This window comes from Streptococcus sanguinis, from assembly GCF_019928825.1.
In the GTDB taxonomy this organism is placed as follows: domain Bacteria; phylum Bacillota; class Bacilli; order Lactobacillales; family Streptococcaceae; genus Streptococcus; species Streptococcus sanguinis_L.
On sequence record NZ_JAHZOP010000004.1, the window covers coordinates 12,364 to 29,580 of the forward strand.

General features: G+C 42.7%; 12 protein-coding genes. 11 read left to right on the plus strand and 1 reads right to left on the minus strand.

What is annotated here, in order from left to right; translation table 11 throughout:
- Nucleotides 1–366: 366 nt before the first annotated feature.
- Nucleotides 367–2,145 carry a serine hydrolase domain-containing protein gene (locus K1J09_RS08220; RefSeq protein ID WP_223323397.1) on the minus strand — a complete coding sequence of 593 codons (1,779 nt, stop codon included), beginning with the start codon at nt 2,143–2,145 and terminating at the stop codon, nt 367–369.
- Nucleotides 2,146–2,382: 237 nt separating this feature from the next.
- Between K1J09_RS08220 and K1J09_RS08225 the strand changes: the two genes are divergently transcribed.
- The 11 genes from K1J09_RS08225 (at nt 2,383) to manA (ending at nt 17,131) form a co-directional block, all read left to right on the plus strand.
- Nucleotides 2,383–2,961, plus strand: a complete 579-nt coding sequence (locus K1J09_RS08225; RefSeq protein ID WP_002929881.1) for a TetR/AcrR family transcriptional regulator — start codon at nt 2,383–2,385, stop codon at nt 2,959–2,961.
- Between the two features lie 191 nt (nt 2,962–3,152).
- Complete coding sequence (locus K1J09_RS08230; RefSeq protein WP_002929889.1) at nt 3,153–3,416, plus strand: phosphocarrier protein HPr; 264 nt, start codon at nt 3,153–3,155, stop codon at nt 3,414–3,416.
- A 1-nt stretch (nt 3,417) separates the two neighbouring features.
- Nucleotides 3,418–5,151: a phosphoenolpyruvate--protein phosphotransferase gene (ptsP, locus tag K1J09_RS08235; protein ID WP_002900755.1), complete on the plus strand. Its 1,734-nt coding sequence runs from the start codon at nt 3,418–3,420 to the stop codon at nt 5,149–5,151.
- A gap of 232 nt (nt 5,152–5,383) precedes the next feature.
- Complete coding sequence (locus tag K1J09_RS08240) at nt 5,384–6,808, plus strand: NADP-dependent glyceraldehyde-3-phosphate dehydrogenase (RefSeq protein WP_223323399.1); 1,425 nt, start codon at nt 5,384–5,386, stop codon at nt 6,806–6,808.
- A gap of 386 nt (nt 6,809–7,194) precedes the next feature.
- Nucleotides 7,195–9,105, plus strand: a complete 1,911-nt coding sequence (gene glgB, locus K1J09_RS08245; RefSeq protein WP_223323401.1) for a 1,4-alpha-glucan branching protein GlgB — start codon at nt 7,195–7,197, stop codon at nt 9,103–9,105.
- A 6-nt stretch (nt 9,106–9,111) separates the two neighbouring features.
- The gene (locus tag K1J09_RS08250) at nt 9,112–10,254 is read left to right on the plus strand and encodes a glucose-1-phosphate adenylyltransferase (protein WP_223323403.1); all 1,143 of its coding nucleotides are present in this window, start codon (nt 9,112–9,114) and stop codon (nt 10,252–10,254) included.
- On the plus strand, nt 10,244–11,383 hold the full coding sequence (gene glgD / locus K1J09_RS08255) for a glucose-1-phosphate adenylyltransferase subunit GlgD (protein WP_223323405.1): 1,140 nt from the start codon (nt 10,244–10,246) through the stop codon (nt 11,381–11,383). The genes K1J09_RS08250 and glgD overlap by 11 nt, the downstream gene beginning before the upstream one ends.
- Nucleotides 11,380–12,810: a glycogen synthase GlgA gene (gene glgA / locus K1J09_RS08260; protein ID WP_223323407.1), complete on the plus strand. Its 1,431-nt coding sequence runs from the start codon at nt 11,380–11,382 to the stop codon at nt 12,808–12,810. Before glgD ends, glgA begins: the two co-directional genes overlap by 4 nt.
- Before the next feature lie 214 nt (nt 12,811–13,024).
- Nucleotides 13,025–15,421 carry a glycogen/starch/alpha-glucan phosphorylase gene (locus K1J09_RS08265; RefSeq protein WP_223323409.1) on the plus strand — a complete coding sequence of 799 codons (2,397 nt, stop codon included), beginning with the start codon at nt 13,025–13,027 and terminating at the stop codon, nt 15,419–15,421.
- A gap of 142 nt (nt 15,422–15,563) precedes the next feature.
- Nucleotides 15,564–16,064: a phosphatase PAP2 family protein gene (locus K1J09_RS08270; protein WP_223323412.1), complete on the plus strand. Its 501-nt coding sequence runs from the start codon at nt 15,564–15,566 to the stop codon at nt 16,062–16,064.
- Between the two features lie 125 nt (nt 16,065–16,189).
- Complete coding sequence (gene manA / locus K1J09_RS08275; protein WP_223310804.1) at nt 16,190–17,131, plus strand: mannose-6-phosphate isomerase, class I; 942 nt, start codon at nt 16,190–16,192, stop codon at nt 17,129–17,131.
- The last annotated feature ends 86 nt before the right edge of the window (nt 17,132–17,217 follow it).

The window sequence follows — 17,217 nt, forward strand, 5'->3', positions numbered from 1 at the left end:
ATATCTAAAAGAAAATAGAATGTCAATAGTTTTGAACTAAATATTGTGTGATATTTTGTTATAGGATAGATTACAATACAATATATAGTGTTTATATAAACGATGAAAAGAAGTGAAAAATTGCAGAAAAGGAGCAAAATGCTGTTGGGGCAATGCTTAAACAAGTCTTAAAACTTTAGATAAATGACTGGTAGCTTTTCCTACCAAAAACCAAAATCCAATATCTTGTGTTACAGAATTTAGGGAATCACTAGGAGGAGTGGAGGGAGGAGTTTTTGGATCTGAATTCGAGCTAGATATTTTTGATTGGAATGTAAAAACTCCCTGCAAATGTTGCTGCAGGGAGCTAGGGATAACATGTTATTTTTAGTAGGCAGCCCACCATTGATAAAGAGACCAGTAGAGAATATTGGCGACCATGATTAGAGAGGATAGGCTGGCAATACTAGTGATAAATAATTTACTCTTACTCCATTTTTCCTTGTTTTTAAGATAGAAAGGATAAAGAGAGCCGACTGCAAGAAGCAGAGCTAGAATGGCTAATGTTATAAAGTTCCAGTTATAGTCAGCATCTGCAGCATTCATAAGTTTAGTAAAGATATTGAATAGGTTGAAGGGAATGCTTAAAATAGCTGCATTAGTCAGGTATATCCATATTTTCCATGCTAATGAAGTCTTCTTTTGGGATTTTTTTAGGATAAGGCGATAAAGATCGATACCTGCATTGGTAAGGAGACTAATCGCACTAAACAAAATGGCCAATCCAGCAAGAAGGAGCATCCCGTAGTCTTTGATAAGATCCCAATTAGATTGCCGAAGCGCGTCGCCATAGGCTCGCGTGATTTTTTCTTGTCCTTGTGATTCACTAGCGACCCAGAAATCTCCGTTGAGCTGAGCAGCATCTGCTTTCTCATTGATATAGTAGGTATATCCCGGAACTGTTCTTAAGAAAGAGAAGGGACCACTATTGAAAGTACGGGCGTTGCGATAGTAACCAGGATGGAACTTTGCATAAGATTGTTTATTTGGAGATTTTTTAGGACCAAATACTAGCTCGGGCATCTTGTAATTATAGATTTTTTCTTGAAATTGGTTCGTCATAATGACTTGGCCAATACCAGACTCTAAGTCAAGTAAAATGTAAGAAGAAAATCCTCCAGAATTGCCGCCGTGTCCAATAACTCTGACACCATATTCTTGATACCAAAATCCGTGTGCATTCAGAGGGATATCTGTACCTGGATAGGTCGAGCTTGCAGTATATAGAGTCTTCCAAGTCTCAGGATGTTTGAAAAGTTCTTTCTTTTTTAGAAGGGCTTGGGCAAATTTCTGTAAGTCATCTAAGGTTCCTGTGGCACGACCGACAGGATAGAGACTCAGTTCAAAGTCTGAATCTTTCTTATAATTTCCATTAGCATCATAGCTTTTGACTTCTTTATGTTTTTTATAGACATATGTATTATCAGACAAGTCAGGCAAAATAGCCGTTTTTTCCATTTCTAAGGGTTTAAAGATGTGCTCATGGGTATAGTCGGAAAATGATTGTCCACTAATTCGCTCAACAATATAAGCGGCTAGTCCGGTACCAAAGTTAGAATAGGCAGTAGTTGTACCTGGTTCAAATACTTGATTAGGTTGTCTGGTCTTCATCAGTTCTTCAATACTTTTATCCCCTTTTAGGTAAGTATTTTGCTCGTCAAATCCGGCTTGATGATTCATCAAATCTAGCATAGTAATAGGTTTATCGAAATTTAAATGTTTGAGAAAGTCCTTGGGCAGGTAGTTTTTTATATCAGTCTCAAGATCAATTTTTCCTTCTTCCCAGAGCTGCATGACAGATATCCAGACAGTCAGCTTAGTGATAGAACCCCATTCAAAAATGGTGCTATCATCAGCTTTGGTCTGTTTTTCCTTATCAATATAGCCGAAATTTCCTCGATAAATGGTTCCATTTGTATCAAAAACAGCTGTTTCCATAGCAGCGGATGTCTTTTCATTTTTTTTATAAAAATCTTCTATCTTTTGACCGATCTGTTCATAGCTATCCCCTGTAGGTAAAGTCTTACTATCCGCCAATACAGGACTTGGAATGATAATGCAAAGTATAGGGAGTAGTGAGCAGATGAATAATAGTAATTTCTTCATAGCGTCTTCCTTTCATAAAAATAGAGACTGGACCGTCTATAACCTCTATTTCTTTTCTATTAAATATAGCGCGCCTTCAATAGACAGAAGAAATAGAGAAATCAGTTCTTTTCTATAAAAAAGATTGCAATTGTAGCTAAAGTAAGATATATTTAACGAGTAGCTACAAAACAATTATACCATATGACCGGAATTGTGTAAATAGTCATATACGATTTTTAAAAAGAAAGGAAAACTATGCCAAAAGGGTTTACAATAGAAGAAAAGAGAATATTAATTGAAAAATTTAAGGATGCTTGCAGTCAAAGCTGGATGAATTTTGGCTATAAGAAAACGAGTGTTGATATTCTCTGTCAAGAAGTTGGGATTGCAAAAGGTTCCTTTTATACCTTTTTTAAAAATAAAGAAGAGCTCTTCTTTCAGGTTTATCGCGATGCACAAGACAGGATTTTTTCCATTTTTGAAGCTATTTTGAAGGATAATCCATCAAAGGAGGGGCTGTCTAAAGCTTTGAAGGCAGTCTTTAAAGAGTATGAAAAAAGTACATTTGTCTTTGATACAAAGAATCCTGATTACTTAAACTTTAATAATAAACTGAGTCTTGAACAGCGACAAGAAATTGATGCTCAAACGGCTCGTCTGAATGAAGAAATTTTTTCTCAGTCCTTTCTAAGTTTAAAGATTGATAAGGATTTAGCTATTTCTGTTTTATTTGCAACTATGTCTACCATTACACATAAGGATCAGTTACCTGTTGATATTGAACAAGTTTTTGATTTTATGATTGAAAATTTGGTGGAAGTCATTTTTGAATAAAGCTTGGTGAGTGTGGGCTTTAGCTTTGAAATTCTACCTTCAATATAATAAGAAGTGCTTTCATTTCCTAAGAAATATTTTGTAAGCGAGCCATAAAATTCTTGAAAAAGATTTCAAAAGGTGATATAATATCAACTTGTAAGGGTTATCACAATAACTCAAAAAGAATTATTTAAAAGGAGAGTCTAACTATGGCTTCTAAAGATTTCCACATTGTAGCAGAAACAGGTATTCACGCACGTCCAGCAACTTTGTTGGTTCAAACTGCTAGCAAATTCGCTTCAGATATCACGCTTGAATACAAAGGTAAATCAGTAAACCTGAAATCAATTATGGGTGTTATGAGTCTTGGTGTAGGTCAAGGTGCAGACGTAGTTATCTCAGCTGAAGGTGCAGATGCAGACGATGCTATCGCTGCAATCTCCGAAACAATGGAAAAAGAAGGATTGGCTTAATATGACAGAAATGCTTAAAGGAATTGCAGCATCTGACGGTGTTGCCGTTGCTAAGGCATATCTATTAGTTCAACCGGATTTATCATTTGAGACTGTTTCAGTCGAAGATACGAATGCAGAAGAGGCTCGTTTGGATGCAGCTCTTGAAGCTTCACAGAACGAGCTTTCTGTTATCCGTGAGAAAGCAGTAGATAGCCTTGGTGAGGAAGCCGCTCAGGTGTTTGACGCTCACTTAATGGTACTTGCTGACCCTGAAATGGTTGGGCAAATCAAAGAAACAATCCGTGCGAAAAAGACCAATGCAGAAGCTGGTCTGAAAGAAGTAACGGACATGTTTATCACTCTCTTTGAAAACATGGACGACAATCCATACATGCAGGAACGTGCGGCTGATATCCGCGACGTGACCAAACGTGTTCTTGCTAATCTTTTGGGCAAGAAATTGCCAAATCCAGCGTCTATCAATGAAGAATCAGTTGTCATTGCTCATGACTTGACTCCTTCTGATACAGCACAGCTGGATAAGAAATTCGTTAAAGCTTTTGTAACCAATATCGGTGGCCGGACAAGCCACTCTGCTATCATGGCTCGTACGCTTGAAATCGCAGCAGTATTGGGAACTAATAATATTACTGAGCTTGTAAAAGACGGCGATGTGATTGCAGCTAACGGTATCACTGGTGAAGTAATTATCAATCCAACTGAAGAACAAATCGCAGCATTCAAGGCAGCTGGTGAGGCTTATGCTAAGCAAAAAGCTGAATGGGAATTGCTTAAAGATGCTCAGACTGTGACTGCAGATGGCAAGCACTTCGAATTGGCTGCCAACATCGGTACGCCAAAAGATGTTGAAGGTGTCAATGCTAACGGTGCAGAAGCAGTTGGTCTTTATCGGACTGAGTTCCTTTATATGGATTCTCAAGACTTCCCGACAGAAGATGAGCAGTATGAAGCATACAAGGCTGTGCTTGAAGGAATGAATGGAAAACCGGTTGTTGTTCGTACTATGGACATCGGTGGAGATAAGGAGCTTCCTTACTTTGATATGCCGCATGAAATGAACCCATTCCTTGGTTTCCGTGCTTTGCGTATCTCTATCTCTGAAACTGGTGATGCTATGTTCCGTACACAAATCCGCGCTCTCTTGCGTGCTTCTGTACATGGACAATTGCGCATCATGTTCCCAATGGTAGCCCTTCTGACAGAATTCCGCAAAGCTAAAGCGGTTTATGACGAAGAGAAAGCTAAGCTGCAGGCTGAAGGCGTTGCAGTAGCAGACAATATCCAAGTGGGTATCATGATTGAAATTCCAGCAGCAGCTATGCTGGCGGATCAATTTGCCAAGGAAGTAGACTTCTTCTCTATCGGTACCAACGACTTGATCCAGTACACTATGGCAGCTGACCGGATGAATGAGCAAGTCTCTTACCTCTATCAACCTTACAACCCATCTATCCTTCGCTTGATCAACAATGTTATCAAGGCAGCTCATGCTGAAGGCAAGTGGGCAGGTATGTGTGGAGAAATGGCCGGCGACCAAACAGCGGTGCCATTGCTCGTAGGTATGGGCTTGGATGAATTCTCTATGAGTGCGACTTCTGTTCTTCGGACTCGCAGTCTCATGAAGAAGCTGGATACGAAGAAGATGCAAGAACTGGCTCAGCGTGCACTGACTGAATGTGCAACGATGGAAGAAGTTCTTGAGCTTGAAAAAGAATATCTTGACTTCGATTAATCTGAAAAATTAAGATCAGGAAAAATTTCCTGGTCTTTTTTTGTTGTAGCTTCATAGTAAGAGGGAGCAAAAAGTGGAAACCAAAGAAAAAATTGCAAATAAGCAAGTAGAATATGAACAAACTAAGATTATCTATTTAATTTGTGAAAAAATTCCTTAAATTTACGGATTTTAGTTGAAATTTTCAGAAAATTTGGTAAAATAATATTTAATAAAATTTTGGAGGGGACACGTGACACAATATAAAAACTATGTAAATGGAGAGTGGAAAGTTTCTGAAAATGAAATTGCCATTTCATCTCCCATCAATAATGAGACTTTAGGAACTGTTCCTGCTATGACTCAGGCAGAGGTTGACTATGCTATGGCGAGCGCTCGTGCGGCTTTGCCAGCTTGGAGAGCTCTTTCAGCAGTTGAACGTGCAGCTTATTTGCATAAGGTTGCGGATATTTTGGAGCGTGATCAGGAGAAGATTGGTGAAATCCTTGCTAAAGAAGTTGCCAAGGGGATCAAAGCGGCAGTCGGAGAGGTAGTCCGGACAGCAGACTTGATTCGCTATGCGGCTGAAGAGGGGATTCGTATTCACGGTCAGGTTATGGAAGGCGGTGGCTTTGAAGCTGCCAGCAAGAAAAAACTGGCTGTGGTCCGCCGTGAGCCTGTAGGAGTTGTATTGGCTATTGCGCCATTCAACTATCCAGTTAATCTGTCAGCTTCTAAGATTGCTCCTGCCCTTATCGGCGGAAATGTCGTGATGTTTAAGCCACCTACTCAAGGTTCAATCTCTGGTTTGCTCTTGGCTCAGGCTTTTGCTGAGGCAGGTCTGCCTGCTGGTGTTTTCAATACCATCACTGGCCGCGGTTCAGAAATCGGGGACTACATCATTGAGCATAAGGAAGTAAACTACATTAACTTTACTGGCTCCACTCCAATCGGTGAACGCATTGGTAAGTTGGCTGGTATGCGTCCAATTATGCTTGAATTGGGTGGTAAAGATGCTGCAGTCGTGCTAGAAGATGCTGACTTGGAGCATGCAGCTAAGCAGATTGTTGGTGGGGCATATAGTTATTCCGGCCAGCGCTGTACGGCTATTAAACGTGTCATTGTTATGGAGAGCGTAGCAGATAAATTAGCGACGCTGCTTCAGGCAGAGGTAGAGAAACTGACGGTTGGTGATCCCTTTGATAATGCGGATATCACACCAGTCATTGATCATGCATCAGCAGATTTCATCTGGGGCTTGATTGAAGATGCTCAAGAAAAAGGAGCGTCAGCCCTGACAGAAATCAAACGTGAAGCAAATCTCATCTGGCCTGCCTTGTTTGACCATGTGACACTGGATATGAAAGTAGCTTGGGAAGAGCCATTTGGTCCTGTTCTTCCGATTATTCGTGTGACTTCCGTTGAAGAGGCTATCCAAATCTGTAACCAGTCAGAATTTGGTCTTCAATCTTCAGTCTTTACAAATGATTTCCCGAAAGCATTTGAAATTGCTGAAAAACTGGAAGTGGGTACTGTACATATCAATAATAAGACCCAACGCGGCCCAGATAACTTCCCATTCCTTGGTGTTAAGGGATCTGGAGCTGGAGTGCAAGGGATTCGTTACAGTATCGAAGCCATGACACAAGTGAAATCCATCGTGTTTGATGTGAAATAATGAGAAAGGCGGCTTTGTGCGGCCTTTTTTCTTACCTTGATGAACTTGTAAATCTAACAAAGTTATCGAACTATTTGAAAAGGAACCAACTATTTATATTTTTAAGTGCTTATTATTTTAAAATGTAAATTTACATATTGGTCTATATCTTTATGAAAATTTTCATCCTCTGCTTGTTTGGGATAGCTCCTATATTTAGCGAAAAAGGAATTAAAAGATATCGATAGGCACAAAATGCAGTGGTTTCTATCTTATTTATTACTAATTTCAGCTAATGTTCGGTTCTGGTAATTTTCCGTAAGGATATTTGAAATTTACTTGAAAAAGATATAAAAATAATGTAGAATAGTATTATAGAAAACGCTTACAAATAGAAAGGTGATCGCATGGATAAGAACGAAGCATTAAGAACCTTTACAACAGGTGAAAACTTTCATTTACAGCATTATCTAGGGGCGCATCAGGATGAAGTGGACGGCAAGTCTGGCTATTCTTTCCGCGTTTGGGCGCCTAATGCTCAGAGTGTCCATTTGATTGGAGATTTCACCAATTGGTATGAAGAGCAGATCCCTATGGTCCGAAATGAAGCGGGCGTTTGGGAAGTCTTCACAGAACTGCCTAAGGAAGGAGATATTTACAAGTACAATATCAAGCGCAGCAGTGGTCAGGAAATTTTGAAAATTGATCCGCTGGCTATCTATATGGAAGAGCGTCCGGGCACGGGAGCAGTTATTCGCACTATTCCTGAGAAGAAGTGGAAAGATGGTCTTTGGCTGGCACGCCGGAAGCGTTGGGGTTTCTTCTCTCGGCCAGTCAATATCTATGAAGTGCATGCCGGCTCGTGGAAACGCAATGAAGACGGCAGTCCTTATAGCTTTGCCCAGTTAAAAGAAGACTTGATTCCTTATCTGGTGGAGATGAACTACACACATGTGGAATTCATGCCGCTTATGGCTCATCCGCTGGGACTTAGCTGGGGCTATCAGCTTATGGGCTACTTCGCCTTTGAGCATACCTATGGAACACCAGAGGAATTTCAAGACTTCGTTGAAGAATGTCACTTGAACAATATCGGTGTCATTGTGGACTGGGTACCAGGTCACTTCACTATTAATGATGATGCTTTGGCCTACTATGATGGGACACCGACTTTCGAGTATCAGGATCACGACCGGGCTCATAACTATGGATGGGGAGCTCTCAACTTTGATTTGGGCAAGAATCAAGTTCAGTCTTTCTTGATTTCCAGTATTAAATTTTGGATTGATTTTTATCATCTGGATGGGATTCGGGTTGATGCGGTCAGCAATATGCTCTATCTGGACTATGACAGTGGTCCATGGCAGCCAAATAAAGATGGCGGCAATCGCAACTATGAAGGCTATTACTTCCTGCAGCGTCTCAATACGGTTATCAAATTAGCTCATCCTGATGTCATGATGATTGCAGAGGAAAGCTCCTCAGAAACCAAGATTACTGGTATGAGAGAGCTGGGTGGTCTTGGATTTGACTACAAGTGGAATATGGGCTGGATGAATGATATCCTTCGCTTCTACGAAGAAGATCCGATTTATCGTAAGTACGATTTTAATCTGGTGACCTTCAGCTTTATGTACGTTTTCTCTGAAAACTTCCTCCTGCCATTCTCGCATGATGAAGTGGTTCACGGCAAGAAGAGTCTTATGCACAAGATGTGGGGTGACCGTTACAATCAATTCGCAGGGCTCCGCAACTTGCTGACCTATCAGATCTGCCATCCGGGCAAGAAACTGCTCTTTATGGGCTCAGAATTTGGTCAGTTCCTAGAGTGGAAGTCAGAAGAGCAGCTAGAATGGTCTAATTTGGACGATCAGATGAACAAGAAAATGCAGGGCTTTACTGCTGCACTCAATGCCTTCTATAAAGACAATCGTCCGCTTTGGGAAATTGATCTGAGCTATGATGGTATCGAAATCATAGATGCGGATAACACTGATCAAAGTGTCCTCTCCTTTATCCGTAAGACGGAAAAAGGAGATATGTTAGTTTGTGTATTTAATATGGCGCCGGTAGAGCGGAAAAACTTTACCATTGGTGTTCCAGTGGAAGCCATTTATGAAGAAGTATGGAACACTGAATTAGAAGAATGGGGAGGTGTTTGGAAGGAACATAACGAAACAGTTCAGTCTCAAGAAGGACTTTGGAAAGATTATCCACAGACCTTGACCTTTACACTGCCAGCTCTTGGAGCCAGCATCTGGAAGATCAAGCGTCGGATTGCTCGCAAAAATGTTAAAAAAGATTCCACAAAGGAGTAATAGTCTATGAAGAATGAAATGCTAGCTTTGATTCTTGCCGGCGGGCAAGGAACTCGTCTTGGAAAGCTCACACAGAGTATCGCAAAACCAGCGGTACAGTTTGGCGGTCGCTATCGTATTATTGACTTCGCCTTGTCTAACTGTGCCAACTCCGGTATTCATAATGTCGGTGTCATTACTCAGTACCAACCACTAGCTCTGAACAGTCACATCGGAAATGGTTCTAGCTGGGGTCTCGATGGTATTAACTCAGGCGTGTCCATTCTTCAGCCTTATTCTGCGAGCGAAGGAAATCGTTGGTTTGAAGGTACCAGCCATGCGATTTATCAAAATATCGACTATATCGACAGCATCAATCCTGAATATGTCCTGATTTTGTCTGGGGACCATATCTACAAGATGGACTATGATGACATGCTTCAGTCTCACAAGGACAACAATGCCAGCTTGACAGTTGCCGTTCTGGATGTGCCTCTCAAAGAAGCCAACCGTTTCGGTATCATGAATACAGATGCTAATAATCGGATTGTTGAATTTGAAGAAAAACCAGAAAATCCTAAGTCCACCAAGGCTTCTATGGGGATTTATATCTTTGACTGGCAGCGCCTGCGCAATATGCTGGTAGCTGCTGAAAAGAGCAATGTGGATATGTCTGACTTTGGTAAGAATGTTATCCCTAACTACCTTGAATCTGGCGAAAGCGTTTATGCTTATGACTTTGCAGGCTATTGGAAAGACGTTGGTACAGTAGAGTCTCTCTGGGAAGCCAACATGGAATACATCAGCCCAGAAAATGCTCTGGATAGCCGCAATCGTCGCTGGAAAATTTATTCTCGCAACTTGATTTCTCCGCCAAACTTCATCAGTGAAAATTCCCATGTAGAAGATTCGCTGGTCGTTGATGGCTGTTTCGTTGACGGTACAGTAAAACACTCTATTCTTTCTACTGGTGCTCAGGTCAAAAAGGGCGCAGTCATTGAAGACTCTGTCATCATGAGTGGAGCTGTTATTGGCAAAGACGCTAAGATCAAGCGGGCCATTATCGGCGAAGGTGCTATCATCTCTGATGGTGTAGAGATTGATGGCACAGAGGAAGTATATGTTGTCGGATACAACGAGAAAGTGGGGGTACCAAAAGATGAAGATTGATAAATACTCAGCAATTTTAGGAAACACAGTCGGCTTCCATGATATGTCAACTTTGACAAATCATCGTCCAGTAGCCAGCTTGCCATTCGGTGGGAAATACCGTTTGATTGACTTCCCGCTTTCAAGTCTTGCCAATGCTGGTATCCGCAGTGTCTTTGGTATCTTCCAGCAGGACAATATTAGCTCTGTCTTTGACCATATTCGTTCTGGTCGTGAGTGGGGTCTGTCTACCTTGCTCAGCCACTATTACCTGGGAATCTACAATACTCGTGTAGAAAGTTCTACAGTCGGTGAGGAATACTATGACCAGCTTTTGACCTACCTCAAACGTTCTGGTTCCAACCAAACGGTTGCACTTAACTGCGATATCCTGGTTAATATTGACCTCAATCAAGTTTTCCATTTGCACAATACAACAGAGCAGCCGATTACAGTTGTCTACAAGAAATTGCATAAGGAAAATATTTCGGATGTGAACGCTGTTCTAGACATTGACGAGACGGACCATGTCAGAGGGCATAAACTCTTTGATGGTCGAGAAGATGTTGAGCTCTTCAATATGTCTACAGACATCTTTGTGGTAGATACTCCATGGCTGATTGAAAAACTGGAAGAAGAAGCTAAGAAAGAGCATCCGCAAAAACTGCGCTATGTCCTGCGCGATTTAGCAACTCAGGAAGGGGCATTTGCCTACGAATATACAGGCTATCTGGCGAATATCTATTCTGTAGAGACCTACTACCGATCCAACATCGATATGCTTGAAAGTAAGAAATTCTACTCTCTCTTTAGTCCTAACCAAAAGATTTACACCAAGGTTAAGAATGAGGAGCCAACTTACTATGCTGAGTCTTCAAAAGTAGCTCGCTCTCAATTTGCGTCAGGAAGTATTGTGGAAGGTGAAGTTATCAATTCTGTGATTTCGCGGAATACCAAGATTAAGACTGGAAGCAGTGTTAAATCCAGTGTTCTCTTCCCTCGAGTGAAAGTTGGAGAAAATGCAACTGTTGAGTACGCGATTGTGGACAAGGGTGTTGAAATTGCCGAAGGAGTGGTGATTCGAGGAACAGCAGAAGACCCAATCGTAGTTAAGAAGGGCCAAAAAGTTACAGAGGACATGATTCGATGAAGATTTTATTTGCAGCAGCAGAAGGAGCCCCATTTTCTAAGACAGGTGGTTTGGGAGACGTTATCGGCGCTCTCCCCAAATCACTGGTCAAGGCTGGCCATGAAGTTGGTGTTATTCTGCCTTACTATGACATGACCCATGCCAAATTTGGCGACCAAGTGGAAGACCTTTTCTACTTTGAAGTCAGCGTTGGCTGGCGCCGCCAGTACGTTGGGGTCAAGCGACTGGTCTTGAACGGTGTGTCCTTCTATTTTATTGACAATCAGCATTATTTCTTCCGCGGCCATGTTTACGGGGATTTTGATGATGGTGAGCGCTTTGCTTACTTCCAGTTAGCAGCCGTAGAGCTGATGGAGCGGATTGATTTTATTCCGGATGTTTTGCATGTTCACGATTATCATACAGCTATGATTCCTTTCTTGGTTAAGGAAAAATACCATTGGATTCAAGCCTATCAGAATATCAAGACTGTCTTAACCATCCATAATCTGGAGTTCCAAGGTCAATTTCCTGACAGTATGCTTTGGGAACTTTTTGGAGTGGGCTATGAGCGCTATGCAGACGGAACCCTGCGTTGGAATGACTGTCTCAACTGGATGAAAGCTGGTATTCTCTATGCGGACCGAGTGACGACTGTATCACCAAGCTATGCAGGTGAAATCCGTACACCAGAATTTGGCTGTAATTTGGATCAAATCCTGCGGATGGAGTCCGGTAAGCTGGTTGGAATTGTCAACGGTATTGATACAGATATCTATAATCCAGAAACGGATCCGCTATTAGCTCATCACTTTGACAAATCTGACTTATCTGGTAAACTAGAAAATAAGCGGGCTTTGCAAGAGAGAGTTGGTCTGCCTGTGCGTGATGATGTGCCGGTTGTTGGGATTGTTTCCCGCCTGACGCGTCAGAAAGGCTTTGACTTGGTAGTGGAAGAGCTGCACAATCTCCTGCAGGAAGATGTGCAGATTATCCTCTTGGGAACAGGCGATCCAGCTTTTGAGCAGGCTTTCGCTTGGTTTGGCCATGCCTATCCTGATAAGCTTTCAGCCAACATCCTCTTTGATGTGACCTTGGCTCAGGAGATTTATGCTGCCAGCGATATTTTCCTCATGCCAAGCCGCTTCGAGCCTTGTGGCCTGTCACAAATGATGGCTATGCGCTACGGAACCTTGCCTTTGGTGCATGAAGTGGGCGGTCTGCGTGATACCGTAGAGCCTTACAATGCCTATACAGGACAGGGAACTGGCTTTAGCTTTAATAACTTTTCTGGCTACTGGCTGACTTGGACCTTCAAGGAAGCATTGAGGCTTTATGCCGATGACAAGGAAGCTTGGAAATCTCTGCAAGAGCAGGCGATGGAGAGAGACTTCTCTTGGGATACAGCCAGCAAGGCTTACAGTGATTTATATCAATCACTGCTGTAAAATTTACTTTGGAATCAGTATAAGAAAATCCTCTCTTGTCCATGGGACAAGGGAGGATTTCCGTGAGAATTACATTTTTATATATTATCATACTGTTTTGGAACCCTGTTTTCAGCTTGTGGCTGAAGCGAGTGTTTCCTATCTTGATTGAAAAAAGTATTCCTGCGTTTAAAAACTGTTTCCTGCTTTTAAGAAAGGGAGATAACCACCCACCATGGAACTGACAAAAGAACGTTTTATTCGAGATTTTAAGGATATTCTACATGAAAGACAGCTGATTAAAGTTGCTGATGCGACTTCAGTGGAGCTTTTTCAGGCTTTAGCAAGCACTGTCCGCAAGTATATCACGCCCCTGTGGCTGGAGCGCCGTAATCAGTTGATTGAGCAACAGCAAAAGACAGCTTATTACTTTTCTATCGAGTTTCTTCCAGGACGCATGCTGGAAACCAATCTGCTCAACTTAGGTATCCTCGATACGGTCAAGGAAGGCTTTGCTGAGTTGGGCGTTGACTTTGAGGATGTTAAGAATGCTGAGTATGACATGGCGCTGGGGAATGGCGGTCTGGGCCGTTTGGCGGCTGCCTTCATGGACTCGCTGGCAACAACTGGCTATCCAGGATTTGGAAATGGGATTCGCTATCGCTATGGACTCTTTAAGCAAAGAATCGTAGATGGCTATCAGGTAGAAATTCCTGATGCTTGGTTTGGCAGTCTGGGCAATGTCTGGGAGACGCGCAAGGACCATGATATTGTTGATGTTAAAATCTTCGGAAATGTTTCCCTCCACGCCAATGAAAAGGGCCGGATTGTGCCTCTTTATGAGAATTCCAAAATCTTTCGGGCCGTTCCTTACGATGTGCCGCAGATTGGCTTTGGCAATGACAATGTCAACAATCTCCGGCTTTGGGATGTTGAAATTCCAGAGGAGCATGAACTGGACTACCCGACCATTGAAGCTCGTCGCCGGGTGCAAGATATCACTGCTATTCTCTATCCAGACGACTCTAGCTACGAAGGAAAAGAGCTGCGCTTGATCCAGGAATACTTCATGACCAGTGCAGGTCTGCAGACCATTATCAAATCCTACCTCAAGCAAGGTCGTCCGCTCAAGGATATTCATGAGAAGGTCTCTGTCCATATCAACGATACCCACCCAGCTGTCGCACCAGCTGAATTTATGCGTCTCTTGATGGATGAGTATGATTTGGAATGGGCAGATGCTTGGAATGCTACAGTTAAAACCATGAGCTATACTAACCATACCATCTTGTCAGAAGCCTTGGAAAAATGGGATGCAGAACTCTTTAAGAATGTCCTGCCGCGGGTTTATCAGATTATCCTAGAAATCGACAACCGCTATGTAGCTGAAATGGCTGGGCGTGGCCTTGATCCGCAAGTCATCGAAAACACTCGGATTGTCAAAGATAATCAAATCCACATGGCCCACTTGGCTATCATTGGCGGTCATTCAATCAATGGTGTTGCCAAACTCCACACCGAACTGCTCAAAGAAGATACTTTGCGTGATTTCTATAGCATTTACCCAGAGAAGTTTAATAACAAGACCAACGGGATTATCCAGCGCCGCTGGCTGCAAATTGCGGATGAGCCTCTGTCAGCTGAGATTGATAAGCTGATTGGTAAGGGCTGGAGAAGTGATATCCATGAGCTGCGTAAGCTTTTGGAATTCAAGGATGATCAGCAAGTGCTGGGTGATTTCTATCGGGTTAAGCAAGAAGCTAAGGCTCGTCTAGCTGACTTTATCAAGGAATCAACCGGAGTGGAAGTCTCTACAGAAGCCATCTTTGATGTCCAGGTGAAACGCCTCCACGCTTATAAGCGTCAGTTGCTAAACCTGCTTCATATCATCAAGCTTTACTGGGACCTCAAGGACAATCCTGATAAGGATATGGTGCCACGTGTCTTTATTTTCGGTGCCAAGGCTGCTCCAGGCTACCACTTTGCCAAGTCGGTTATCAAGCTGATTAATGAAGTAGCCAATCTGGTCAACAAGGATGAAAGCCTGCAAGGAAAACTCAAGGTTGTCTTCTTGGAAAACTACCGCGTCAGCCTGGCTGAGCTCATCATTCCAGCTGCGGATGTATCAGAGCAGATTTCTCTGGCTTCCAAGGAAGCTTCTGGTACTTCCAACATGAAGTTCATGATGACAGGTGCCATTACCTTGGCTACTCTGGACGGAGCCAATATCGAAATCAAGGACGAGGTTGGTGACGACAACATTGTCATCTTCGGGATGGACAAGGACCAAGTTTACGAGCACTATGCCCTCCATGATTACTACTCACGCGGTGTCTATGAGAGCAATCCAGATATTCGCCGGGTGGTCGACACCTTTGTCAATGGCACCATTCCAAACGTCCGTGAAGAAGGCTCTGAAATCTACGAAGCCCTCATCACCCATAATGACGAATACTTCCTCTTGGAAGACTTCCATGCTTATGTGGAAGCTCAAGAGAAGATTGATGCTCTCTATCGTGACAAGGGAAAATGGGCCCGCATGAGCTTGATCAACATCGCTACATCCAACAAGTTTACCTCAGATGATACAATTGAGCAATATGCCAAGGAAATTTGGAGCTTGGAGAAATAATACTCTTCAGAAAACATGAACAGTAAGAGATTGGGGCCTGGGTCTCAGTCTCTTTTGCTATCCATCTACCATCTTGTTGAGAAATATGCTATAGTAGAGAAAGTATGAGAGTCCAACTTTTAGAAAAGCAGGGTAAGCAAGCATGAAAGACTACACAATTTTTTATCAACAATTAACAACTCCTTTTCGCAGTCGCCCTCAGTGGCTGAAAGGGCTGGTTTACTTCAATAGGGGAATGACACTGTTCATACCTATTGTTTATGCTCTCGTTCTAATCAGTGCCTTTCTGACGGAAGGCTGGAAAGGGTTGCTTACTTTTTTCTTCTTACCAGCCATTGGATTTGGCCTCTTGTCAGCTATTCGTAAACGGCTGAATCAAGCACGCCCTTACGAAAAATGGCCAATTCAGCCCTTGTTGGCCAAGGATACATCAGGCAAGTCCATGCCCAGCCGCCATGTCTTTTCGGCGACAGTGATTTCCATGTGCTTGCTCTACTTTTTCTGGCTGCCGGGGCTCATCTTCCTCTTGCTTTCGGCAGGGCTGGCCGCAGTGCGTGTGATTGGCGGAGTGCACTATCCAAAGGATGTGCTGGTCGGCTATCTTTGCGGCATTTTCTGGGGAGCTTTACTCTTTTTATTATAAAGGACCTGTTTTCGGTATAGAGTAGACAAAGAACCTCCAGCTATATTATAATAGAAGCAACAACAACCGTTTCGACACCAAGGATTATTCCTTGCAGGATTAAAAAAATATTTAAGGAGAATGCGATGTCAGAACCATTATTTCTACAGTCTGTGATGCAGGAGAAGATTTGGGGTGGGACCAAGCTGCGCGATGTCTTTGGCTATGAAATTCCCAGCGACTATGTAGGGGAGTACTGGGCTATCTCGGCTCATCCCAATGGTGTGTCAACCGTCAAGAACGGACGATTTGCCGGCCAGAAGTTAGATGCGCTCTATGCCGAGCACCGTGAACTTTTTGGCAATCGTTCGGAACCTGTCTTTCCGCTTTTGACTAAGATTTTAGATGCCAATGACTGGCTCAGCGTTCAGGTCCATCCTGATGATGCTTATGGACTAGAGCATGAAGGGGAGCTTGGTAAGACTGAATGCTGGTATGTCATAGCTGCAGATGAAGGAGCAGAGATTATTTATGGCCACAATGCCAAGAGCAAGGAAGAGCTGCGCCAGCAGATTGAGAGCAAGGACTGGGACCGTCTCCTGACTAAAATTCCAGTAAAAGCTGGCGATTTCTTCTATGTACCAAGTGGCACCATGCATGCCATTGGATCAGGTATTCTGATTTTGGAGACCCAGCAGTCCAGTGACACAACCTATCGTGTCTATGACTTTGATCGTAAGGACGATGCTGGCAATCTTCGCGAGCTGCATTTGGAGCAGTCTATTGATGTTTTGACTATCGGTGAGCCAGCCAATAGCCGTCCTGTTACCATTCAGGCAGATAGTTTGACTTCTACTCTTTTGGTGGCCAATGACTTCTTTGCTGTTTACAAGTGGGATATTGCCGGTTCAGTCAATTTTAAAAAGACAGCAGACTATAGCTTGGTCAGTGTCTTGGAAGGTATCGGTGAGCTAGAAGTTGATGGAGCTGTTTACCCGCTCGAAAAAGGGGACCATTTCATCCTGCCAAGCGACATCACAGAATGGACCTTGTCTGGAGATTTGCAGCTGATTGTCAGCCATCCATAACTATAGAAAAATCAAGAGCAAATAATCGCTTTGCTCTTTTTTCTTTTAAAAATATAGGAAATAAGTAAAATTCTAGACAGTTTCTT